Origin of the sequence: Achromobacter xylosoxidans, assembly GCF_014490035.1 — a bacterium.
Taxonomy (GTDB): Bacteria; Pseudomonadota; Gammaproteobacteria; order Burkholderiales; family Burkholderiaceae_B; genus Achromobacter; species Achromobacter bronchisepticus_A.
In genome coordinates this window covers 5065659-5088222 of sequence record NZ_CP061008.1, presented here as the reverse complement: position 1 = coordinate 5088222, position 22564 = coordinate 5065659, and the positions used below count along the sequence as shown (strand labels likewise).

21 protein-coding genes are annotated in these 22564 nt (G+C 66.4%); 7 read left to right on the top strand and 14 right to left on the bottom strand.

Features of this window, described 5'->3' with window-relative positions:
• Positions 1-38: 38 nt before the first annotated feature.
• The 3 genes from IAG39_RS23580 to IAG39_RS23570 are packed head-to-tail and all read left to right on the top strand — an operon-like array spanning position 39 to position 3783.
• Positions 39-1133 carry a P1 family peptidase gene (locus IAG39_RS23580; protein WP_118931823.1) on the top strand — a complete coding sequence of 365 codons (1095 nt, stop codon included), beginning with the start codon at positions 39-41 and terminating at the stop codon, positions 1131-1133.
• Positions 1134-1153: 20 nt separating this feature from the next.
• Positions 1154-1978 carry a M55 family metallopeptidase gene (locus IAG39_RS23575; protein ID WP_059374691.1) on the top strand — a complete coding sequence of 275 codons (825 nt, stop codon included), beginning with the start codon at positions 1154-1156 and terminating at the stop codon, positions 1976-1978.
• Positions 1979-1992: 14 nt separating this feature from the next.
• The gene (locus IAG39_RS23570; protein ID WP_118931822.1) at positions 1993-3783 is read left to right on the top strand and encodes an aminopeptidase P family protein; all 1791 of its coding nucleotides are present in this window, start codon (positions 1993-1995) and stop codon (positions 3781-3783) included.
• A gap of 72 nt (positions 3784-3855) precedes the next feature.
• Here IAG39_RS23570 and IAG39_RS23565 read toward each other — a convergent pair whose 3' ends face one another.
• Positions 3856-4857 carry a hypothetical protein gene (locus IAG39_RS23565; protein WP_059374686.1) on the bottom strand — a complete coding sequence of 334 codons (1002 nt, stop codon included), beginning with the start codon at positions 4855-4857 and terminating at the stop codon, positions 3856-3858.
• Between the two features lie 221 nt (positions 4858-5078).
• On the opposite strand from IAG39_RS23565, the gene IAG39_RS23560 reads away from it, so the two are divergent.
• The 4 genes from IAG39_RS23560 to ftsB all read left to right on the top strand — a co-directional run bounded on the left by IAG39_RS23560 (position 5079) and on the right by ftsB (position 8992).
• On the top strand, positions 5079-6731 hold the full coding sequence (locus IAG39_RS23560) for a CTP synthase (protein WP_054450715.1): 1653 nt from the start codon (positions 5079-5081) through the stop codon (positions 6729-6731).
• Between the two features lie 203 nt (positions 6732-6934).
• Positions 6935-7219: a DUF1330 domain-containing protein gene (locus IAG39_RS23555; protein WP_013392289.1), complete on the top strand. Its 285-nt coding sequence runs from the start codon at positions 6935-6937 to the stop codon at positions 7217-7219.
• A 4-nt stretch (positions 7220-7223) separates the two neighbouring features.
• A complete protein-coding gene (gene eno / locus IAG39_RS23550) occupies positions 7224-8510 on the top strand; it encodes a phosphopyruvate hydratase (protein WP_054450719.1) in 1287 nt (428 codons plus the stop codon).
• A 68-nt stretch (positions 8511-8578) separates the two neighbouring features.
• Positions 8579-8992, top strand: a complete 414-nt coding sequence (gene ftsB / locus IAG39_RS23545) for a cell division protein FtsB (protein WP_059374685.1) — start codon at positions 8579-8581, stop codon at positions 8990-8992.
• Positions 8993-9028: 36 nt separating this feature from the next.
• Here the strand turns inward: ftsB and IAG39_RS23540 are convergent, their stop codons facing one another.
• The 13 genes from IAG39_RS23540 to prpB all read right to left on the bottom strand — a co-directional run bounded on the left by IAG39_RS23540 (position 9029) and on the right by prpB (position 22384).
• The gene (locus IAG39_RS23540; protein ID WP_165867980.1) at positions 9029-9763 is read right to left on the bottom strand and encodes a TadE/TadG family type IV pilus assembly protein; all 735 of its coding nucleotides are present in this window, start codon (positions 9761-9763) and stop codon (positions 9029-9031) included.
• A 91-nt stretch (positions 9764-9854) separates the two neighbouring features.
• Positions 9855-10784 (bottom strand): Hsp33 family molecular chaperone HslO, encoded by a 930-nt coding sequence (gene hslO / locus IAG39_RS23535; protein WP_059374681.1) that lies wholly within the window; start codon positions 10782-10784, stop codon positions 9855-9857.
• Between the two features lie 73 nt (positions 10785-10857).
• Positions 10858-11379: a gamma carbonic anhydrase family protein gene (locus IAG39_RS23530; RefSeq protein ID WP_059374679.1), complete on the bottom strand. Its 522-nt coding sequence runs from the start codon at positions 11377-11379 to the stop codon at positions 10858-10860.
• Positions 11380-11401: 22 nt separating this feature from the next.
• On the bottom strand, positions 11402-13096 hold the full coding sequence (locus IAG39_RS23525; RefSeq protein ID WP_118935178.1) for an acyl-CoA synthetase: 1695 nt from the start codon (positions 13094-13096) through the stop codon (positions 11402-11404).
• Positions 13097-13223: 127 nt separating this feature from the next.
• Positions 13224-14114: a UDP-2,3-diacylglucosamine diphosphatase gene (locus IAG39_RS23520; RefSeq protein ID WP_373429004.1), complete on the bottom strand. Its 891-nt coding sequence runs from the start codon at positions 14112-14114 to the stop codon at positions 13224-13226.
• A 126-nt stretch (positions 14115-14240) separates the two neighbouring features.
• The gene (locus IAG39_RS23515) at positions 14241-15149 is read right to left on the bottom strand and encodes a DUF2167 domain-containing protein (protein WP_118935182.1); all 909 of its coding nucleotides are present in this window, start codon (positions 15147-15149) and stop codon (positions 14241-14243) included.
• 148 nt (positions 15150-15297) lie between these two features.
• Positions 15298-15816, bottom strand: coding sequence for an RDD family protein (locus IAG39_RS23510; protein ID WP_059374672.1), 519 nt, complete (start codon positions 15814-15816; stop codon positions 15298-15300).
• 129 nt (positions 15817-15945) lie between these two features.
• Positions 15946-16134 carry a hypothetical protein gene (locus IAG39_RS23505; protein WP_006389355.1) on the bottom strand — a complete coding sequence of 63 codons (189 nt, stop codon included), beginning with the start codon at positions 16132-16134 and terminating at the stop codon, positions 15946-15948.
• Between the two features lie 249 nt (positions 16135-16383).
• Positions 16384-18120, bottom strand: a complete 1737-nt coding sequence (locus IAG39_RS23500) for a class I SAM-dependent RNA methyltransferase (RefSeq protein WP_187774064.1) — start codon at positions 18118-18120, stop codon at positions 16384-16386.
• A gap of 34 nt (positions 18121-18154) precedes the next feature.
• Positions 18155-18583 carry a CopD family protein gene (locus IAG39_RS23495; RefSeq protein ID WP_187524030.1) on the bottom strand — a complete coding sequence of 143 codons (429 nt, stop codon included), beginning with the start codon at positions 18581-18583 and terminating at the stop codon, positions 18155-18157.
• 98 nt (positions 18584-18681) lie between these two features.
• Positions 18682-20133: a bifunctional 2-methylcitrate dehydratase/aconitate hydratase gene (locus tag IAG39_RS23490; protein ID WP_118933997.1), complete on the bottom strand. Its 1452-nt coding sequence runs from the start codon at positions 20131-20133 to the stop codon at positions 18682-18684.
• A 70-nt stretch (positions 20134-20203) separates the two neighbouring features.
• Positions 20204-21397, bottom strand: coding sequence for a 2-methylcitrate synthase (gene prpC / locus IAG39_RS23485; RefSeq protein ID WP_042792448.1), 1194 nt, complete (start codon positions 21395-21397; stop codon positions 20204-20206).
• A gap of 96 nt (positions 21398-21493) precedes the next feature.
• Positions 21494-22384, bottom strand: a complete 891-nt coding sequence (gene prpB / locus IAG39_RS23480; protein WP_054450739.1) for a methylisocitrate lyase — start codon at positions 22382-22384, stop codon at positions 21494-21496.
• Positions 22385-22564 lie beyond the last annotated feature (180 nt).

Sequence of the window (22564 nt, the reverse complement as noted above, 5' to 3'; positions counted from 1 at the left end):
GCGTTTTACATTCAGGAGCGTGGCGACACGTAGCGAACATGGACAAACAAGCGCTGGACATCCCCCGCATCGGCGTACTGCCATCGGGACCGCTGGATTCGATCTGCGACGTGGGCGAGGTCACGGTTGGCCACCGCACGCTGGCCGAAGGCCCGCTGCAGACCGGCGTGACCGTGGTGCGTCCGCATGGCGGCGATCCCTATCTGGACAAGGTGCCGGCCGCCGCCACCGTGCTGAACGGCTTCGGCAAGAGCACCGGCCTGGTCCAGGTGCAGGAACTGGGCGTGCTGGAAACGCCCATCGGCCTGACCAACACGTTTGGCGTGGGCACGGTGGCCAATGCGCAGATCCGCGCGGCGGTCGCGGCGAACCCTGGCATTGGCCGCGGCATGGCTACCGTCAATCCGCTGGTCTTCGAATGCAACGATGGCTATCTGAACGATATCCAGGCGCTGGCGGTGCAGGAATCGCATTACGCCGAGGCGCTGGCCGCCGCGGACAAGCGGTTCGAGCAGGGCGCAGTCGGCGCCGGCCGGGGCATGTCGTGTTTTTCGTTCAAGGGCGGCATCGGCTCCGCGTCGCGCGTGGCCTCCATCCAGGCGGGACCGCAGTACACCGTAGGCGCGCTGGTGCTGGCGAACTTCGGCCGCCTGCCCAACCTGACCGTGGCGGGCCGGCCCTTCGGCCGACGGCTGGCGCAGCAGCTGGACAGCGGCCTGGCGCAGGCGGGCGAGAACGCCGCCATCGTGCCCGAGAAGGGTTCCATCATCCTGCTGCTGGCTACCGACGCGCCGCTGGACTCGCGCCAGTTGCGCCGCCTGTCGCTGCGGGCAGGGGCAGGGCTGGCCCGCACCGGTTCGGTGTACGGCCATGGCAGCGGCGATATCGCGCTGGCGTTTTCCACGGCCTATACGGTGCCGCAACTGCCCGAGCAGCCCATGCCGGCGGTGGCGATGCTGCACGAGGCCCGCATCGATCCCTTGTTCGAAGCGGCCGCCGAAGCCTGCGAACAGGCCATCATTTCCGCGCTGTGGCACGCCGAAGGCGTGACGGGGCGCGACGGCAACCACCGCGCCGCGATCCGCGACGCGGCGCCGCAGTGGCGCCAGTGGCTGTCCGAAACCGAATTCTGAAATCCTCCGAGGCTGATCCCATGAAGATCCTGATTTCCACCGACATCGAAGGCGTTGCTGGCGTCTTTCATTCCGAACAAGTCCGCGCCGGCAACGGCGAATACGAGCGCGCCCGCGCCTGGATGACCGCCGAGGCCAACGCGGCCGTGCAAGGCGCGATCGCCGGCGGCGCCGAAGAGATCCTGGTCAACGATTCGCATGGCGGCTTTCGCAACCTGCTGCCCGACGGCCTGGACGAGCGCGCACGCCTGGTGCTGGGCAAGCCGCGCTACCTCGGCATGATGGGCGGCCTGGAAGAGGGCTGCGACGCGGTCTTCATGATCGGCTACCACTCGCGCTCGCAAGGCCGCGGCATCCTGGCCCACACCATCAACAGCTTCGCCTTTGCGCGCGTGTTCATCAACGGCATGGAGCTGGGCGAGGCCGGCTTGTACGGCGCGCTGGCGGGCGAGATGGGCGTGCCCGTCATCCTGGGCACCGGCGACGATGCCTTCATCGCGGAGACCCGCGATACCTTCCCGGGCGCCGAATGGGTGCAGACCAAGGTGGCCCATGGGCAGGGCAGCGGCGTGACCCTGTCGCCTGCTGCATCGCGCCGCGCGATTGCGTCCGCCGCCGAAACCGCCGTGCGCAATTTGAAGAAAGGGGGAGTGGTTCCTTTCCGCATTCCCGCCCCTATAGAATGCCGGTTGCAGACGCAGAGCTCGGCCCTGGCCGACCTGTTCTGCATGTGGCCCACGCTGGAACGCGTGGACGGCGTGACCTTGCGATTCACCACGGATAGCATGCAGTCCGCCGTCCGCACGCTGAACAGCCTGGCCGCCATGTCTTTCATGTTGCGCTAAGGATCCCATCCCCCATGTCTAGCACCGACGCCCGTATCGCCCAATTGCGGCAGGCCATGAGCCGCCGCGGCCTGTCCGCCTATGTCGTTCCGTCCTCGGACCCGCACCTGTCCGAATACCTGCCCGCGCGCTGGCAGGGACGGCGCTGGCTGTCCGGCTTCACGGGCTCGGTCGGCACGCTGGTGGTCACGGCCGATTTCGCCGGCCTGTGGGTCGACAGCCGCTATTGGGTACAGGCCGAAGCCCAGTTGGCCGGCACCTGCGTGCAGCTGATGAAGATCGCGCTGGCCACGACGCCGGGCCATGTGGACTGGCTGGCGGCCAATGCCAAGGCGGGCGACGTCATCGGGGTGGACGGACAGGTGCTGGGCCTGGGCGCGTTCCGTGCCCTGTCGGCGGCCGCGGCCTCGGCCGGCGCCGTCCTGGAAATCCGCGAGGATCTGCTGGACGACGTCTGGGCGGACCGTGCCGGACTGCCCGGCGCCGCCATCTATGAACACGTGGCGCCCGAAGCCTGCGTGACCCGCGCAGACAAGCTGGCGCAGGTGCGCGGCGCCATGCGCACGCATGGCGCCGACGTGCATTTCATCAGCACGCTGGACGACATCGCCTGGCTCTTCAACCTGCGCGGCGCGGATGTGGACTACAACCCGGTTTTCGTCGGCCACGCGCTGGTCGGGCTGGACCATGCCACGCTGTTCGTGGCCGAGGGCAAGATCGACGACGCCCTGCGCGCCGTGCTCGCGGCCGATGGCGTGGAAGTGGCCGCCTATGCCCAGGCGGCCGATGCCCTGGCCTCGCTGGAACTCGATCAGAAGCTGCTGATCGATCCGGCCCGCGTGACCTGCGGCGTGTTCCATGCGATGGACCCCGCCGTGCCGCGCGTCGAAGCCATCAATCCGTCCACGCTGCTGAAGTCCCGCAAGACCGATGCCGAGCTGGCGAACGTGCGCCAGGCCATGGCGCAGGACGGCGCGGCGCTCTGTGAGTTCTTCGCCTGGTTCGAAGGCGCGCTGGGCAATGAAACCATCACCGAACTGACCATCGACGAGCAGATCACCGCTGCCCGCGCGCGCCGGCCGGCCTATGTCTGCCCCAGCTTCGCCACCATCGCCGGCTTCAACGCCAACGGCGCGATGCCGCACTACCGCGCCACCCAGGAATCGCACGCCACCATCGAAGGCGACGGCCTGCTGCTGATCGACTCGGGCGGCCAGTACCTGGGCGGCACGACCGACATCACCCGCGTGGTCGCGGTGGGCACGCCCAGCGCCGACCAGAAGGTGGACTTCACGCTGGTGCTCAAGGGCATGATCGCGCTGTCGCGCGCCTCGTTCCCGCGCGGCACGCCTTCGCCCATGCTGGACGCCATCGCGCGCGCGCCCATCTGGGAAGGCGGGGCGGAATACGGCCATGGCACGGGCCATGGCGTGGGTTACTTCCTGAACGTGCACGAAGGCCCGCAGGTCATTTCCTACCGCGCCGTTCCGGGCCCGCATACCGCCATGGAGCCCGGCATGATCACCTCCAACGAGCCGGGCATCTACCGCCCGGGTCGCTGGGGCGTGCGCATCGAGAACCTGGTCGCCAATCGCGCCTGGCTGACCTCGGAATTGGGCGAATTCCTGTGCTTCGAAACGCTGACGCTGTGCCCGATCGACACGCGCTGCATCGAACCGTCGCTGATGCGCGCCGATGAAATCGCCTGGCTCAACGACTATCACAAGACGGTGCACGAACGCCTGTCGCCGCTGGTCGAAGGCGAGGCGCTGGCCTGGCTGGAGCGCCGCACCGCCGCGATCTGAACCGCTGCGTGAGTGCATGAAAAAAGGCCGCGGGCGCAATGCCCGCGGCCTTTTGCTTTGCGCGAAATCAGGTCAGCTTGCCGGCGTGGCAGCCTTGGCGCCGGGATACAGCGCGAGCCTGCCGATCAGGCAGCCCAAGGCCAGCAGCGCGCCATAGGCCAGCAGCGTCAGGCCGGCGGCCGCATGGGATTCCGCGGCGCGCATCAGTTGCCCCCAGGTCATCGCCCGGACGGCCAGGAATCCCAAACCTATGCCCAGCGCCTGCGCCAGCCAGAAGGCGATGGAACCGTGGGCGACGGCCCGCCCGAATCGGGCCGCGCCGATCGGGCGCGGCAGGACGTTCAGGCAGACCAGGGTGCATAGACCCAGCAGGGCCGCGGGCAGGACCAGATAGCCCAGCGCGTACGCCGTCCAGCCAGCGCCCTGAGCCTGCATCTGCAGGAAGCCGCCCAACGAGATCGAAACGGTCAGTTGCCAGACCAGCACGGTCAGCCCGGTTGTCCAGGCGGCATGTCGCCGTTCATAGGCCGGGCCGCCGGCCGGGCCTGCGGGCTGCACGGTCCAGGCGGCAATGCGCACGATGACGCAGATGCCGATGATCTCCAGCACGATGCTCACGAGCTTGGTGATGGTGTTCAGGGCCAGAAATTGGCCGATCATGCCGAAGCCGAGCCGTTCCTGCAGCACGTCGCGATGGTCCATGACGAAGCGCATCAGCGTGTTTTGCAGGAAGGCGATGCCGGCCGCCACCGCCAGGGTGTAAAGCAGAAACAGCGCGATGAAGGTGCCGAACAGCTTGCGCGGCTCGGTCACCGCCTGGGTGTCATGGCGCGCCAGCCAGCCTCGCATCGCTCCCCAGGCGGTCAGTCCGGCGATCACCGCGCCCGCGACGATATGGGCCAGCAGCGGCGCCAGGAACTGCGGCTGGCTGTACATCTCCCGCATTTGCTCGAACTGGGGCAGGGCCAGCAGGCTGTACGACTGGACCAGCGCCGAGTAAGCCAGGCGCAGGAAAACGGCGGTCAGCGCAAGACGCCAGGCGAGCGAGTAGGAGGATCGGGCGGGATCGGTCATCGGCGAAAGGATGGAATGTTGAGAAAAAACAGCAAGCAGAAAAATAGGGATCGAACATAGCACGGCGCTGCGCCGCGCCACACAAGGCGATGGCCCTTGCGCCGATTCGAGTGCTGCCAAATGTTACGCCCCGGAGCTAGGGGAAAACCCAAATAAGCTCCGCCTCCCGGCTATAATCCAAATTTCCCGCACGCGCCCGCTCGTCCCGGGTGCTCATTACGATGACCAAATACGTATTTGTCACCGGCGGTGTGGTGTCTTCCCTGGGCAAAGGCATCGCCGCTGCGTCGCTCGCCGCCATCCTCGAGTCGCGTGGCCTGCAAGTCACCATGCTGAAGCTCGACCCGTACATCAACGTCGATCCGGGCACCATGAGCCCGTTCCAGCATGGCGAGGTGTTCGTCACGGAAGACGGCGCCGAAACCGACCTGGACCTTGGCCACTACGAGCGTTTCATTTCGGCTCGCATGCACAAGGTGAACAACTTCACCACCGGCCAGATCTACGAATCGGTACTCCGCAAGGAGCGCCGCGGCGACTACCTGGGCAAGACCGTCCAGGTCATTCCGCACATCACCAACGAAATCCAGGACTTCATCGCCCGTGGCGCCGAAGCCGCCTGGAACGGCAACACCGACGTCGCGATCGTCGAGATCGGCGGCACCGTGGGTGACATCGAGTCCCTGCCGTTCCTGGAAGCCGCGCGCCAGATGAGCCTGCGCATGGGCCGCAACAACGCCGCCTTCGTGCACCTGACGCTGGTGCCCTTCATCGCGTCGGCCGGCGAGCTCAAGACCAAGCCGACCCAGCACTCGGTGCAGAAGCTGCGCGAAATCGGCATCTACCCGAACGCGCTGCTGTGCCGCGCCGACCGCCGCATCCCGGACGACGAGCGCGCCAAGATCTCGATGTTCTCCAACGTGCCCCTGGACGCGGTCATCTCCGTCTGGGACGCCGATTCGATCTACAAGATCCCGGCGATGCTGCATGCGCAGGGCGTGGACAACATCGTCTGCGAAGCGCTGGGCCTGACCCCGCCGCCGGCCGACCTGTCCATGTGGGACAACCTGGTCGAAGCGCTGGAGCACCCGCAGCACCAGCTCACCATCGGCATGGTCGGCAAGTACGTCGACCTGACCGAGTCGTACAAGTCGCTGACGGAAGCCCTGGTACACGCCGGCATCCACACGCGCTCGAAGATCAACATCGAGTACATCGACTCCGAAGACATCGAAACCCGCGGCACCGACCAGCTCAAGCACCTGGATGCCATCTTGGTTCCGGGCGGCTTCGGCAAGCGCGGCACCGAAGGCAAGATCGCCGCGATCCGCTACGCCCGTGAAAACGGCGTGCCGTACCTGGGCATCTGCCTGGGCATGCAGCTGGCCGTGATCGAGTTCGCGCGCCACGTCGCCGGCCTGGGCGGCGCCAACAGCACGGAATTCGATCCGTCCGCGCCGCATCCCGTGGTGGCCCTGATCACCGAATGGATGGACCGCGAAGGCAAGGTCGAAAAGCGCAACCAGTCGTCCGACCTGGGCGGCACCATGCGCAAGGGCGCGCAGCGCGTGCCGATCAAGCCGGGCACCCGCGCGCAGTCGATCTACGGCGACGAAGTGAACGAGCGTCACCGCCATCGCTACGAGGTCAACAACGTCTACGTGCCGCGCCTGGAAGAAGCCGGCATGGTGATCAGCGCCCGCACGCCGACCGAGAACCTGCCGGAAATGATGGAATTGCCCGACCACCCGTGGTTCGTGGGCGTGCAGTTCCACCCGGAGTTCACGTCGACCCCGCGTGACGGCCACCCGTTGTTCGCCAGCTATATCCGCGCCGCCATCGAGCAGAAGGCTCGTCGCGGTCAGGAGGCGTAATGCGCGTCTGCGGTCTGGAGTTCCGTAAGCGGATCTTCGGGACCGCGGGCCGCCGCCTCAGCGCCGCCCTATACGGCGGCGCTTCTTTCGGATACAACCAATTAGCATCGGATATGCGTCGCCCGGCCGCCTTGCGCGACACTGGCGGCGTCGCCGTATCCGGCGTCAGACCGAAACCAACGCAACTGCTCTGAAGGAATCCCATGAGTGCCTACCTCATCGCCGACGTCTCAGTGACCAAGCCCGCGCAGTACGAGGATTACAAGCGTCTGTCCACGCTCGCGATGCGCGCGTACGATGCGAAGATCCTGGTGCGCGGCGGCGATTCCAGGCACCTCGAGGGCCGTGAGCCTGGCCGTACCGTCGTCATGGAGTTCCCCTCCATGACCGCGGCCCAGGCTTTCTACGACTCCTGGCAGTACCGCCGCGCCCGCAATGCCCGCGAAGGCGCGGCTGTCATGAATATGTTTATCGTTCAGGGAATGTAAAGTCATGAGTGCTATCGTCGATATCATCGGCCGCGAGATTCTGGATTCGCGCGGCAACCCCACCGTCGAATGCGATGTGCTGCTGGAGTCCGGCGCCATGGGCCGCGCGGCCGTGCCGTCGGGCGCGTCCACCGGCGCGCGCGAAGCCATCGAGCTGCGCGACGGCGACAAGAGCCGTTATCTGGGCAAGGGCGTGCTGCGCGCCGTCGAGAACCTGAATACGGAAATCTCGGAAGCCCTGATGGGCCTGGACGCCCAGGAACAGACCTTCGTCGATCGCACCCTGATCGAGCTGGACGGCACCGAATCCAAGGAACGCCTGGGCGCCAACGCGATCCTGGCTGCCTCCATGGCCGTGGCCCGCGCCGCCGCCGACGAATCGGGCCTGTCCCTGTACCGCTATTTCGGCGGCAGCGGCCCCATGAGCATGCCCGTGCCGATGATGAACGTCATCAACGGCGGCGCGCACGCCAACAACACGCTGGACCTGCAGGAACTGATGATTCTGCCGGTGGGCGCAGGCAGCTTCCGCGAAGCCCTGCGCTGGGGCGCCGAAGTCTTCCATATGCTGAAGAAGCTGATCCACGGCCAGGGCATGTCCACGGCAGTGGGCGACGAGGGCGGTTTCGCGCCCAACGTAGCCAGCCATGAAGCCGCCATCCAGCTGATCCTGAAGGCCATCACCGAAGCCGGCTACGAGCCGGGTACGCAGATCGCCCTGGGCCTGGATTGCGCCAGCTCCGAGTTCTACCGCGACGGCAAGTACACGCTGGCCGGCGAAGGCGGCATCTCGCTGTCCTCGCAGGAATTCACCAACCTGCTGGCCACCTGGTGCGACAAGTACCCGATCATCTCGATCGAAGACGGCATGGCCGAAAACGACTGGGAAGGCTGGAAGCTCCTGACCGACCAGTTGGGCAAGAAGGTGCAGCTGGTGGGCGACGACCTGTTCGTCACCAACACCAAGATCCTGCGCGAAGGCATCCAGAAGGGCGTCGCCAACTCGATCCTCATCAAGATCAACCAGATCGGCACCCTGACCGAGACCTTCGCTGCCATCGAAATGGCCAAGCGCGCCGGCTACACCGCCGTCGTGTCGCACCGTTCGGGCGAAACCGAGGACTCCACCATCGCCGACATCGCCGTGGCGACCAACGCCATGCAGATCAAGACGGGTTCGCTGTCGCGTTCGGACCGCATGGCCAAGTACAACCAGCTCCTGCGCATCGAGGAAGAGCTGGCTGAAGTCGCGTCGTATCCTGGCTTGGAAGCTTTTTACAACCTGCGTTGATGAGAAGCGCGGCCCCCGGCGCAATCCTGGGGCCGCATCCACGCCACGACTGCTGAGGGTTCCCGCGTATGCGCCTGTTGTTCCTGGTGCTGTTCGTGCTGCTAGGCCTGATCCAATACCCGCTGTGGCTGGGTAAGGGCGGGTGGTTCAAGGTCTGGGATCTGCAACGCCAGGTGGCGGAGCAACGCGAGACCAACGAAGGCCTGCGCGCGCGCAATGCCGCATTGGAAGCCGAAGTGCGCGACCTCGAAGGTGGCTCCGGCGCCATCGAGGAACGCGCCCGCGGCGAACTGGGCATGATGCGCGACGGCGAGGTGTTCGTGCACATCCTGCCGCAGAACACCCCGGCCCCGGCTGGCGGCGCCTCTTTGGCTGCCGACGCCGCGGCCAAGCCGGCCACGCCCGCGCGCGCCAGCGCGCCGGCGGCCCGCCCGGCGGCGACGCCTCCCAAGCCCGCCAATCAGGCCAATACCCGGCACTGAGCGCCGGCTGCCGTTCCTGTTCATCCCCCGTTCCGTTCAGCCGCAGCGCATGCTGCGGCATTCGCCGTACACGATGCCGGCGGGTTGCGGCGTCCTGCGCGCCCAATCCACCGGGTGCGAGTGCATCTCTGTTTCCAGTTCCATGCGCAAGGGCAACAGGCCCCGGGCCTGCGCGTTGCCGGCATAGCTGCCGCGATCGGCGCCCAGCGCGGCCAGCAATGCCCGCAAGGGCGGCAGCAGCGGCTTGTGCAGATAGGTCAGCCGCAGCTTCAAGGTGTTGGCCTGGAAGATGGTCTGTCCGCCCGGATGCGGCGGCCGGCGCGCATGCTGCAGGTCCTGGTAGCCGTTGTCGATGGCGCGCAGGCCTGACGCCGCGGGCACCTTGAGGTCCGGGCGGGCGTGTTCGCGGAACGATTGCTCATCGGGCAGCAGGACTTCGATGCGCCAGGGGTGGGTGCCCGAAATGGCAGCCAGCTCGGCTTGCTCGTCAGCTTGGCGGCGGCGCGCGCCAGCCTGGCCTTGCGGGTCCGCGTGGCGCGGCAGCAGGGCCTGCAGAAAGGCCGTCCGCATGCGCGCGGGATCGCCGTTGCCGGTAGCGCCGGCGCGCGCCGCCTCCATCAGCGCCAGATAGGCCATCTGGCGCACACCCTGCCAGCGGGCGGCCTCGATCGCCAGCAAGCCCAGCAGCAGCACCACGGCGCCAGCCACCGCGAATTCGATGGCGGCGGCGCCGTGTTGCCGGCAGGAGGGAGCATGAAAAAAGGCGGTCATGGCTGCGCAGTCTGGCGCAGGCATGACCGCCTGTCGATGAGGATAAGCCGGTGTGATCGAAACGTCCCGGCGGCCAGGCCGCCGGTGTGGATCAGTGCACCGTGGGAGGTTCGTCCGCGGAGGGAGCCGTGCCGGACGAGAACAAGGTGGCACAGTCGACGGAGTCGAACTTATACGGTTTGCCGCAGAAGTCGCAGGCCACGTCGACCTGGCCGCGTTCGGCCAGGATGCTGTTGATCTCTTCCTGGCCCAGCGTGCGCAGCATGCTGGCCACGCGTTCGCGGGTGCAGGGGCAGTGCCAGCGCACCGCCAGCGGATCGAACGCCACCAGGGTTTCCTCCCAGAACAGGCGATGGATCAGCGTGTCGATGTCGGTGGCCAGCAGTTCGTCGCGCTTGATGGTGCCGGCCAGGGCGCAGGCGCGGTCCCAGGTTTCGGCGGCGTTCTGTTCGGTGAGCGCGGGCGCGTCCGAGCCGCCATGGTAGGGCAGGCGCTGGATCAGCATGCCCGTGGCATGGTCGGCGTCGGCCGCCAGCCACAGCCGGGTATCCAGCTGTTCGGAGGCCTTCATGTAGTGCTGCAGCGCTTCGGCCACGGTGTCGCCCTGCAGGGGCACGATGCCCTGGTAGGCCTGTTGGCCCGGCAGCTTGCGCTGCGGGTCCAGCACCACGATGAAACGGCCGTTGCCGCCCGGGTTCAGCAGGCTTTGCATGTTGCCATCGCTGGGTACCTCGTGGCCTTCGCGCATCTTGACGGTGGCGCGTAGGCTCAGGTCGTTGCGGCATTCCACCACCAGCAGGGCGATGGGGCCGTCGCCCTGGATCTGCAGCACCAGCGAGCCGTCGAACTTGATGTTGGCGGCCAGCAGCGTGGACGCCGCCACCAGTTCGCCCAGCAGGTGGGTGATGGCGGGAGGATAGTCGTGATTGGCCTGCACGGCCTTCCAGGTCGCGTCCAGGCGCACGGCCTGGATGCGGACGCTGCGGTCTTCGGTAAGGTATTTCTTGAGCTGATCGGTCATGGAGGAATGTTAGCCGATCAGGCCCGCCTATTCCCCCTGCCGCCAGCAGGGTCGAAGCGCCGCCCCGGGGCGCTCAGCCGATCCGTTTCAGCGCGGTCTTGTAGTGTTGGCCGCGCGCCACGTAATGGGCGGTGTTCTTGTGCAGATTGGCGATTTCCTCGGCCGAGAGTTCGCGGACGATCTTGCCGATGCCGATGACCAGGGAGTTGTCGGGAATGATGCGATCTTCGGGAATGATCGCGCCGGCGCCGATCAGGCAGTTGCGGCCGATGACCGCGTTGTTCAGCACGATGGCCTGCATGCCCACGAGGGCGCCTTCGTGGATGGTACAGCCGTGCAGCATGGCTTGATGGCCCACCGTCACGTTGGGGCCGATGGTCATGGGACAGCCGTCGTCCACATGCAGCACGCTGCCTTCCTGGATATTGGTGCCGCTCTTGATCAGGATGGCGTCGTTGTCGCCGCGGATCGACACGTTGGACCAGATGCTGACGCCTGCCTCCAGCGTTACGTTGCCGATGATGTCGGCGCTGTCGGCCACGTAGGCCGCCGGGTCGATGCGGGGAATCAGGTCGTCGAGCTGGTAAATGGGCATGCCTAGGTCTCCGGTTGCGGCTTCACGCCTTGGGGGTGTGCGGCGCGTCTGTAATGCCTGCGGTCATCCGCGAGCGCTCTTCTTCGCGCAGGCGCAGGATGCGGCGCTGGATTTTACCGGTGGTGGTCATGGGCAGCTCGTCGACGAATTCGATCTCCTTGGGGTACTCGTATGGGGCCAGGCGCTCGCGCACATGTTCCTGCAGGTTCTCGATGATGTCGTTGCGGTCGCGCTGCGCGAATTCCGGCGTCAGCACCACGTAGGCCTTGACCAGGGCGCCGCGCTCGGCGTCGGGCTTGGGCACGACCGCGGCGTTGGCCACGGCCGGATGTCCGATCAGGCAGCTTTCGATTTCGCCCGGGCCGATGCGGTAGCCGGCGGACTTGAAGACGTCGTCGGCGCGGCCCGCGTACCAGAGGTAGCCGTCGGCGTCGATCTTGGCCAGGTCGCCGGTCAGGCACCAGTCGCCCTTGAACTTGGCCTGGGTGGCGGCTTCATTGCGCCAGTAGCCCAGGAACATCACGGGATCCGGATAGCCATGGATGTCGAGCCGGTTGACGGCGATCTCGCCGGTGGCGCCGGGCGCCACGGGCTTGCCGTCCTCGTCCAGCACCGCGACGTTGTGGCCGGGGTAGGGGCGGCCCATGCTGCCAGGCTTGGCGGGCCAGCGCCTCTGGCTGTTGCCCACCACGTAGTTCATTTCCGTCTGGCCGAACATTTCGTTGGGCGTCACGCCCAGCGCCGATTGGCACCATTCGAAGACGGTCTCGCCCACGCTTTCGCCGGCGCTCATGATGGAACGCAGGGCCAGCTGGTAGCGGCCGCGCGGCTCCGGCACCGCCTTCATCATCATCTTGAGCGCGGTGGGGAAGAGGAAGGTGTTGGTGACCTGGTAGCGTTCCAGGAGTTCGAATGCGCGCTCGACCGAGAAGCGGCCGCGCGTGCCGACGATGGGGTGTCCGAAGTACAGGGTGGGCAGCAGGGCGTCCATCATGCCGCCGGTCCAGGCCCAGTCGGCCGGCGACCAGAACACGTCGGCGGGCTTGGGGAACCAGTCTTGCGAGGCGACGAAGCCCGGCAGGTTGCCGATCAGCACGCTGTGCGGCAGCAGCGCGCCCTTGGGGGCGCCGGTGGTGCCGGAGGTATAGAGCAGAATGGCCGGATCCGAGGAACGGGTCTGGACCATCTTGAATTCGCTGGGTTGGCGCGCCAGCAGGCTGCGCCAGGGCAAAACACGTTCGTCGGCGAAGCCGATGCCGATGATCTGCTGCAGGTTGGGACAGTTGTCGCTCACGGCCAACAGGTTGGCGCTGGAGGCGTAATCCACGATCGCGACGCGGGTTTCCGAGTCGCGCAGGCGGCTTTCCAGGGCTTCCGGGCCGAACAGGGCGGACAGCGGCAGCACCACGGCGCCGACGCTGTAGATGGCCATATGGGCCACCACGGTCTCGGGCCGTTGTCCCAGCACCACACCGACGCGGTCGCCGCGCCCGACGCCCATTTTCACCAGGCCGTTGGCCAGCTGATTGGCCGCTTCCGCCAGGCGGGCATAGGTCCAGACCTCGCGGTTGCCAGATTCATCTTCGTAGTAGATGGCAATGCGCCGCGCATCCGGACTACTGGATGCCCAGCGGTGGCAGCACGCTTCCGCGATGTTGAACTGGGTGGGTACCAGCCAGCGGAATGTTTGGTAGAGCGCCTGATATTGGTCGTTCATGGCCCTATGTTGTGAGCATGTTGCAGCGTGAACGGGTCAAGTTGGCCCGTTGCCCCAGATGCAAGCATGACCTAGAGGGCCGTGAACTGCAACATCCCCGTTGCGTAACGGGGACGCATACGGGTTATCACGGGTGTTTGCCCTGGCGGCGCAGCGCGGACGGCAGGGCCGGCAGCGTCAGCGAGCGGGGCGGCCGGGTGGCGGGATCGGCTTCGCGTTCCGCCATGACGGCGGCCCAGTCCAGCAGCTGGAGCTGGCCGTCGTGCGTTTCCGCCAGGGCGGACAGGCTCTCCACCCAGTCGCCGTCGTTGCAGTAGAGGATCTCGCCCACATAGCGCAGTTCGGCTTTGTGGATATGGCCGCAGACCACGCCGTCCAGACCCCGGCGCCGGGCTTCGCCCGCCAGCGCCTCTTCGAAGTCCGTGATGAAGGACACGGCGTTCTTGACCTTGTGCTTCAGGTATTGCGACAGGGACCAGTAATGCAGTCCCAGGCGGTGGCGCAGCCGATTGAAATGATGGTTGATCCACAGCGCCAGTTGATAGAGCCCGTCGCCCAGATGGGCCAGCCAGCGGCTGTGCTGGATCACGCCGTCGAACTGGTCGCCGTGCAGCACCAGCAGGCGCTGTCCCTTGGCGGTGACGTGCACGTCCTCGTCCAGGATTTCGATGTCGCCGAAGGCGTATCCGGCGAACTCGCGCGCGAATTCGTCATGGTTGCCCGGGATGAATACGACCCGGGTGCCGTTGCGCGCCTTGCGCAGGATGCGCTGGATGACGTCGTTGTGCGCCCGGGGCCAGTGCCAGTGCTTGCGCAGCTGCCAGCCGTCGACGATGTCCCCCACCAGGTAAAGGGTGTCGGAATCGTTGTGGTCGAGAAAGTCTATGAGGAATTCCGCCTTGCACCCGGCGGTGCCCAGGTGAATATCGGAAATCCAGAGGGCGCGCCAGTGCGCGGGGCGGATTTCGTTCACGGTCGCGTTCCCAGGGGCTGTGCTCATGCCTGGGAATGAAACCATCCGGCGATGACCGGAACGTGAACGCCGCGTGACACTGTTGTGTCGGCCGGGCGAGGTTTCGCGATGCACGGCGGGCCGCCGCGCATCGGTTTCAAGGCATAGTGCGGCCGCGATCCGAAACGGCGGTCAGGGCTGCTGTTGGTTGGCCTTCTTGGCGCGCAGGCGCTTCCACAGGCCGCCGCCCAGCGCAGCCGCGGCCAGCACGCCGACCTTGGCGAATTTCGCCAGGAAGGCGGCGATCACGGCGAACAGGCCCAGCTTCTTGGCCGCCACGCCAGCCACCAGGGCGGCCAGGCCGTACTCGGCCACCTTGTCGGTCGAGGAATTGAAGTCGGCGTAGCGCTTGCCTTCGACGTAGTTCAGGTTGTCCAGCAAGGTCAGCACGGCCGTCTTGTCCTTGGGCACCATGCTCTTCTGCGTGATCAGGTCCAGCGTGATGTAGCCGTCGCGGCCCAGCGCGTAGGTGTTGTAGTTGACGGTGGGGTTCTCGGTGGCGCTTTCGCCCTTGTGCTTGACCGCGACCGACCAGACCAGGCGCTGCGAGTTGCTGTCGTACTTCGGCGCTTCGACCCAGCCGTCCATGATCAATTCGGGGAAACCGCGCTTCTTGCGCTCTTCGTTGGACTGCTCGGTGCCTTCGCGCAGGCTGTCCAGCAATTCGTTGACGTTCCAGTTCTTGGCGTCGTCGTCCTTGATGTAGCCGGCCTTGTCGAAATTGACGGTGATGACCCAATCGTCATCGTCGCTCTTGGGCATCACCACGCCCAGCAGGGAAGGATCCTTGCCGTTGCCGTAGGCCGCCATCAGCCGGTCCGCCTGCATGCGCGGCACGAAGAACATGGATTCGGGCAGATGCACGACCGCCTGCTCGCCCAGCTTGACTTCGGCGGGCCCCTCCTGGGCGGCGGCGAAGGCGGCCTTGGTGGCCGCTTCGATCTCCTGCTGGGCGGCCGCGTTCTGCGCGAGCGCACCGGCGGGCAGCAGGAACAGGGCGCTGGCGGTGGCCAGCGCAACACGGGAAAGGAAAGCGCGCATGATGGTTCTGGGGCGTCTGAAAAAAGGGGCCCCATTGTCTTTGCGGTCGACTTTCAACTTTCTGAAAGCAAACGGCTAATTCGGCGCACGATGTTGCCGTTTGTCGCAGGATGTATACGGCGCGGCGGCTGATGCCGCCGACTGGGGGCTAGCGGGCCTTCTTGTGCCGCGGCGCGTTGCGTAGCCGCGTGCCCAGGATGCGGTCGTGCAGGAACTGGCCGTCGGGATCGAACCAGGACCAGATGAAGATGGTGAAGGGCGCGGCGACGATGAACATGTCCATCGAAGGCCAGCCGGTGGCGCTGGCAGCCGCCCACACGACCGCCGCGCCGGCCAGCACCAGCGGCCAGACCAGGACGTAGCGCAACATCAGGCGGGGCGTGGACGGGGTGTTGCCGTCGCGGTCGACCAGGCGGATGTTCCAGGTCTTCATGGGCAGGGTCTGGCCGCGGCGGCGCCAGCACAGCACGAAGTACGCCCCGATGGCGACGAACAGCCAGGCCTGCCGGGCGCCGCGCAGTTCCAGCGCGTTCTTGCTTTGGGTCAGGGTGTCCAGCAGGTAGCCCGCCAGGAACACCACGCCGAACAGCAGCACGGCTTCGTACATCATGCAGGCGAACCGGCGCAGCCGGTTGGGGGTCTGGTCGAGGAGGGCGTCGGTCGTCATGGGTCGCTATTATCCGACAAAGCCCAGGCCTTCCAAGGCAAAAAAAAACCCACCGGTAAGGGCGGGTCTTAAAAGGGGCTATGCAGCCCCCAAGGGGAAAACTGTTCAGGCCGTAAGCCTGGGCCTTGCTTAGGCGGCGGAGTGCGCGTTCTTGGCGCTCGTCTTGCCAGCCAGGGCACGGATGCCGTGGGCCAGCTTACGCAGGCCGGCGGCCAACGCCCGCATCGGGTGCGGACGGAATTGTTCTTCAATAGCCTGGAGCATCAGTTGGCGCTCGAGTTCGTCGGTCAGGCGGATGGTGTTGTTCGGGTTGATCACAATAGCCTCCACGGGCTTGCACTGTTTGTTTAGCTACTAGGGATAACCCGAATTATAGGGGTTAACCCTGAACTTGTGCAAGTGCCCGGTGCATATTGGCAACACCTTGGTGCGATGATGCGCTCAAACGGTGCTGGGGAAAACCATAAGCAAAGATAAGCGCGCCATGTTGCGGCGCCTTTACAACGCGCTGTTCAAGGCGAAAGGGGGGGCGCCCCGGGGGCGAAACCGCCCGGGGCGCGAGGCCGCTCAGGCGTCGCGGTAACCGGCCGCGACCAGCTCGAAACCGAACAGGCGGCAGTCCAGCGAACCGTTGTGCAGGGGCACGCGGCGCTTGGGTTTCAGGCGCAGCTGGTTGGGCAGCGTCAGGTCGCTGGTGATGACGTGCAGCTGCCAGCCCGCGAAATTGCGCTTCAGGCAGGTGGCCCAGTCGCGCCACAGATCCGCATCCTGTTCCGTCCCCATGCGCTCGCCGTAGGGCGGGTTGGTGACGATCCAGCCGTGGTCGGCGGGCGCGGTGACGTGGCGGGCATCGCCGACCTCGAAGCGGATCGAGTCTTCGGTCAGCCAGGCGCGTTCGGCGTTGTTGCGGGCGAATTCGATGGCTTGCGGGTCCAGGTCGTAGCCGACCAACGGCGCGTCCAGCTGCGGCAGGATGCGCGCGCGGGCGTCGTCCTTCAGGTCGCGCCAGCGGTAGGCGTCATGCCCGCGCAGGCGTTCGAAGCCGAACGGGCGCGAGATGCCCGGGGGCACGCCCAGCGCGATCCAGGCGGCCTCGATCAGGATGGTGCCCGATCCGCAGAACGGATCCAGCAGCGGGGCGGCCGGATCCCAGCCCGCCAGCGCCAGCATGCCGGCGGCCAGGTTCTCGCGCAGCGGCGCCTCGCCCTTGTCCAGGCGCCAGCCGCGCTTGAACAGCGACTCGCCCGAGGTGTCCAGGTACAGCGTCGCGGTATGCCCGGTCAGGAACAGGTGCACGCGTGCGTCCGGACGCACGGTGTCGATGCTGGGGCGTTCGCCTTCCAGTTCGCGCAGGCGGTCGCAGATGCCGTCCTTGGCGCGCAAATTGCAGTACTGCAGGCTTTGCACCGGGCTCTTGATGGCCGAGGTGTCCACGCGCAAGGTCTGCTCCGCGCCGAACCAGCGCTCCCAGGGAGTGTCGCGGGCCAGGTCGAGGATGTCGTCTTCGTGCGAGATCTCGGCATGGGCGACCTGCACCAGGATGCGGGTGGCCAGGCGCGAATACAGGTTGGCGCGCTGCACGCCGGCCCAATCGGCCGTGAACGAGCAGCCAGCGCGGCCGGCCCGGGCGTCCTCGAAGCCCAGCGCCTGCATTTCGGCCGTCAGCGCCTCTTCCAGCCCTTGGGGGCAGGGGGCGAAGATGGGGAACGTTTCCGCCTGGCGGGTTTCGCGCGGACGGCGGTTGCGGACCTCGACGGCGGATTCGCGGCGGTCTTCGTGCTGCTCGCGGCTGTCAACGACATCCGATTCGTGCTCGGGTTCAGCCTGGTATTCGGGCGCCGGACCGTCGTCCTCGAACGGGTCGTAGAAGCGTCCCGCCGGCGTGGCCGGCGCGATGTACTGATCGTCGCGCAGGCGCGGCGCGCGCTGCGGGGCGCGGCCGGAGCGGCCGCCGGACTCGGTCTCGCGGCGCGGGCTGTCGGCCCGCTTGCGGTCCGGCGCAGGCCGCCCGGAGGCAGCCCGGTCCGAGGCGCCGCGTCCCGGCGTGGCCCGATCCGACGCGCCGCGCGCGGACTGGCCGCGGCCGGCGCCACGCGGGCCGCGGGCTTCCTCGTCCTTGCGCCGCTGGTAGGCGGCGGGATCCTTCTGGCGTTCGATGCTTTCCTTGGTGCGCTCCTGTTGCGCGACTAGGCGGGCGCGGGCGCCCGTGCGGGTGCGCTTGGGGGCGTCTTCGGCATAGGCGTCGCGCGCCGTTTTCTTGATCGTCAGCGTCTTGCGCGGGCGGTCCTGTTCATCAGAGGACATACGAATCCTGGCGGATGTGCAGAGGTAGGGGGTATCAGAAGGGTTTGACGACGACCAGCGCCACCACCACCAAGAGCAGCAAGACGGGAACTTCGTTGAACCAGCGATAGAACTTGTGCGAACGGGTGTTCTTGCCCTGTTCGAATTTGCGCAGCATCAGGCCACAGGCGTGATGGTAGCCGATGACGAGCAGGACGAAAAAGAGCTTGGCGTGCATCCAGCCGTTGCCGGGGCCCACGCCGATGCCATAACCCAGGTACAGCCACATGCCGAACACGACCGCGACGATGGCCAGAATGGTGGTGAAGCGGTACAGGCGGCGCGCCATGCCCAGCAGGGTGGTATGGACCGCGGGGTCCGATTGCTGCGCCAGGTTCACGAATATGCGCGGCAGGTAGAACAGGCCGGCGAACCAGGAAGCGATAAAGACAATATGAAAGGTCTTGACCCAAAGCATGGCCATGGCGCGATCCAGTCGAGAAAGCCGCATTGTAAGCTGCGCCACCGCGCGCTCAGGCCAGCAAGCCCAGCCCCGCGGACGGGGCTGGTCGGGACGGCGGCTCAGATCACATACAGGTCGACGTACTCGTGCACCGGCATGGCTTCCAGCCGCTTCTGGTCCAGCGAGGCCTGCAGGATGCGGTCCTGCTGGCGGGCGGGGAACATGCGCGCCAGATTGGTGCGGAACTTGGTTTCCAGCAGCGGTATGCCTTCGGCGCGGCGGCGCTTGTGGCCGATGGGGTACTCGCAGACGATCTCGTCCAGCCGCGTGCCGTCCTTGAATTCCACCGTCAGCGCATTGGCGATGGAACGCTTGTCGGGGTCGTGATAGTCGCGGGTGTAGGCCGGGTCTTCGACGCAGACGATCTTGTCGCGCAGCGCGTCGATGCGCGGATCCCGCGCCACCGCATCCTCGTAGTCGGCCGCGGTCAGGCGGCCGAACAGCGTCGGCACCGCCACCATGTACTGGATGCAGTGGTCCCGGTCGGCCGGGTTGGCCAGCGGCCCCTTCTTGTCGATGATGCGGATGCAGGCTTCGTGCGTGCGGATGGTGATTTTCGCGATGTCGTCGGCGCTCTTGCCGGCGGCCTGCAGCCGGGCGTGGAGTTCCATTGCGCATTCGACGGCGGTCTGCGCATGGAATTCGGCCGGAAACGAAATCTTGAACAGCACATTTTCCATCACGTAGCTGCCGTAGGGGCGCTGGAACCGGAACGGCTGGCCCTTGAACAGCACGTCGTAAAAGCCCCAGGTCTTGGCCGTCAGCACGGACGGATAGCCCATTTCGCCGGTCCGGGCGATCAGCGCCAGGCGCACGGCGCGGCTGGTGGCGTCGCCCGCGGCCCAGCTCTTCCTGCTGCCGGTGTTGGGGGCATGCCGGTAGGTGCGCAGGCTCTGGCCGTCGACCCAGGCCAGCGACACCGCGTTGATCACTTCCTCGCGGCTCAGGCCCAGCATCTGCGCCACCACGGCGGTGGAGGCGACTTTCACCAGCACGACGTGGTCCAGGCCGACCTTGTTGAAGGAGTTTTCCAGTGCGATGCAGCCCTGGATCTCGTGCGCCTTGATCATGCCGGTCAGCACGTCGCGCATCAGCAGGGGCGGTTTGCCGGCCGCGACCGCGGTGCGGGACAGCCAGTCGGCGGTGGCCAGGATGCCGCCCAGATTGTCGGACGGGTGGCCCCATTCGGCGGCCAGCCAGGTGTCGTTGAAGTCCAGCCAGCGGATCATCGCGCCGATGTTGAAGGCGGCCTGCACGGGATCGAGCTGGAATTGCGTGCCCGGCACCTTGGCGCCGTGGGGGACTGTCGTGCCGGGCACGATGGGGCCCAGCAATTTCCTGCACGCCGGATATTCCAGCGCTTCCAGGCCGCAGCCCAGCGTGTCGATCAGGCAGTTGCGCGCCGTTTCGTACGCCAGGCCGCTCTGGATTTCATACTTCAGGACGTAGTCGGCGATATCGACCAGAACCAGGTCGGGATCGGGACGGACGTTGGAGATCGGGGCAGACATAGCGGTACCTCTCCATGGAATGAATACAGGTGGCCATGCCGTGCCCTCGTCCGCGCCCTGGTGCCGTGGCTTACTTGCGCTTTTCCAGCGGCACGAACTTCTGGTCTTCCGGGCCCACGTAGTTGGCGGTGGGGCGGATGATCTTGTTGTCGATGCGCTGCTCGATGATGTGGGCCGACCAGCCCGCCGTGCGCGCGATGACGAACAGCGGCGTGAACATGGCGGTGGGGACTCCCATCATGTGATAGCTGACGGCCGAGAACCAGTCCAGGTTGGGGAACATCTTCTTGATGTCCCACATGACCGTTTCCAAGCGTTCGGCGATGTCGAACATCTTGGTGCTGCCGGCCTTCTTGGACAGCTTCTTGGCCACTTCCTTGATGACCTTGTTGCGCGGGTCGGACACGGTGTAGACAGGGTGGCCAAAGCCGATGATAACTTCCTTGGCTTCGACGCGGCGGCGGATGTCGGCCTCGGCCTCGTCCGGGGTTTCATAGCGCTTCTGCACGTCGAAGGCCACTTCGTTGGCGCCGCCGTGCTTGGGGCCGCGCAGCGCGCCGATGGCGCCCGAGATCGCGGAGAACATGTCCGAGCCGGTGCCGGCGATGACGCGCGCGGTGAACGTGGACGCATTGAACTCGTGTTCGGCGTACAGGTTCAGCGAGATGTGCATGGCCTTGACCCACTCGTCGCTGGGCTTCTCGCCGTGCAGCAGGTGCAGGAAATGGCCGCCGATGCTGTCGTCGTCGGTCTGCACGTCGATGATGCGGCCGTTGTGGCTGTAGTGGTACCAGTACAGCAGGGCCGAGCCCAGGTTGGCCATCAGGCGGTCGGCGATGTCGCGCGCACCCGGGGTGTTGTGATCGTCTTTTTCAGGCAGCACGCAGCCCAGCACCGACACGGCGGTGCGCATCACGTCCATCGGGTGGCTGGCGGCGGGCAAGGCTTCCAGCGCGGCTTGCAGCTGGGCGGGCAGGCCGCGCAGGCTGCGCAGCTTTTCCTTGTAGGCCTTCAGTTCGGCCTTGTTCGGCAGCTTGCCGTGGACCAGCAAGTGGGCGATTTCCTCGAATTCGCTGGCGTCGGCGATATCCAGGATGTCGTAGCCGCGGTAGTGCAGGTCGTTGCCGCTGCGGCCGACCGTGCACAGCGCGGTGTTGCCGGCGACGACGCCGGACAGCGCAACCGACTTCTTGGGCTTGAAGCCGGCTTTTTCTTCCGGCTGGGCGTCCGTCTTGGCCACTTGCTTCTTGGGAGCCGTGCTCATGTCTCTACTCCTTCCTTTCGCGATGGTCGTTGCTATTGGGGGTGGGCATGCAAGGCGCCGGGCGGCTGCCGCGGCGCCGGAAACCGGGGGGCTGGCTTACGCCTTGCCCTTCTGGAACAGCGCGTCCAGCTTCGATTCGAATTCGTGGTAGCCGATGCGGTCGTACAGTTCCTCGCGCGTCTGCATCAGGTCCACCACGTTCTTCTGGTGGCCGTCGCGGCGGATGGCGGTGTAGACCGCTTCGGCGGCCTTGTTCATGGCGCGGAAGGCCGACAGCGGGTAGAGCACCATGCCCACGCCCACGCTCTTCAGTTCTTCCACCGAGAACAGCGGCGTCTTGCCGAATTCGGTGATGTTGGCCAGCACCGGCACCTTGACCGCCTTGACGAAGCGGTCGTAGGTGGGCAGGTCGTAGGCGGCTTCGGCGAAGATCGCGTCCGCGCCCGCTTCCACGCAGGCCAGCGCGCGCTCGATGGCGGCATCCACGCCATGCGAGGCGATCGCGTCGGTACGGGCGATCAGGTAGAAATCGGTGTCGGTGCGGGCGTCGGCCGCGGCCTTGACGCGGTCGGCCATTTCCTCGGTCGAGACGATTTCCTTGCCGGGGCGATGGCCGCAGCGCTTGGCGCCCACCTGGTCTTCGATGTGGCAGGCGGCGGCGCCGAACTTGATCAGGCTCTTGACGCTGCGGGCGATGTTGAACGCCGACGGGCCGAAGCCGGTGTCGATGTCGACCACCAGCGGCACGTCGCAGACGTCGGTGATGCGGCGCACGTCGGTCAGGACGTCGTCCATGGTGTTGATGCCCAGGTCGGGCAGGCCCAGCGAACCGGCCGCGACGCCGCCGCCGGACAGGTAGATGGCGCGGTAGCCGGCGCGCTTGGCCAGCAGCGCGTGATTGGCGTTGATGGCGCCGATGATCTGCAGGGGGCTTTCTTCGGCAAGCGCGCGGCGAAAGAGGGCGCCGGCGGATTCGGGTCTGGACATGGGTGGTCTCCGTAATTTGGACCGGGTGTTTTCATGGGCCCCGGATGAAACGACTGGAATGCGGACTGGCGCGTCGCAGGCCTGGCCGGGACGCGTCCCGTCCTGGTTCCTGACCTTACCGCGGGCCCGGAAAATAAATCTGTCCCCTTCGCGACATTTCTTTGCGCAGGGGCAAAGGGA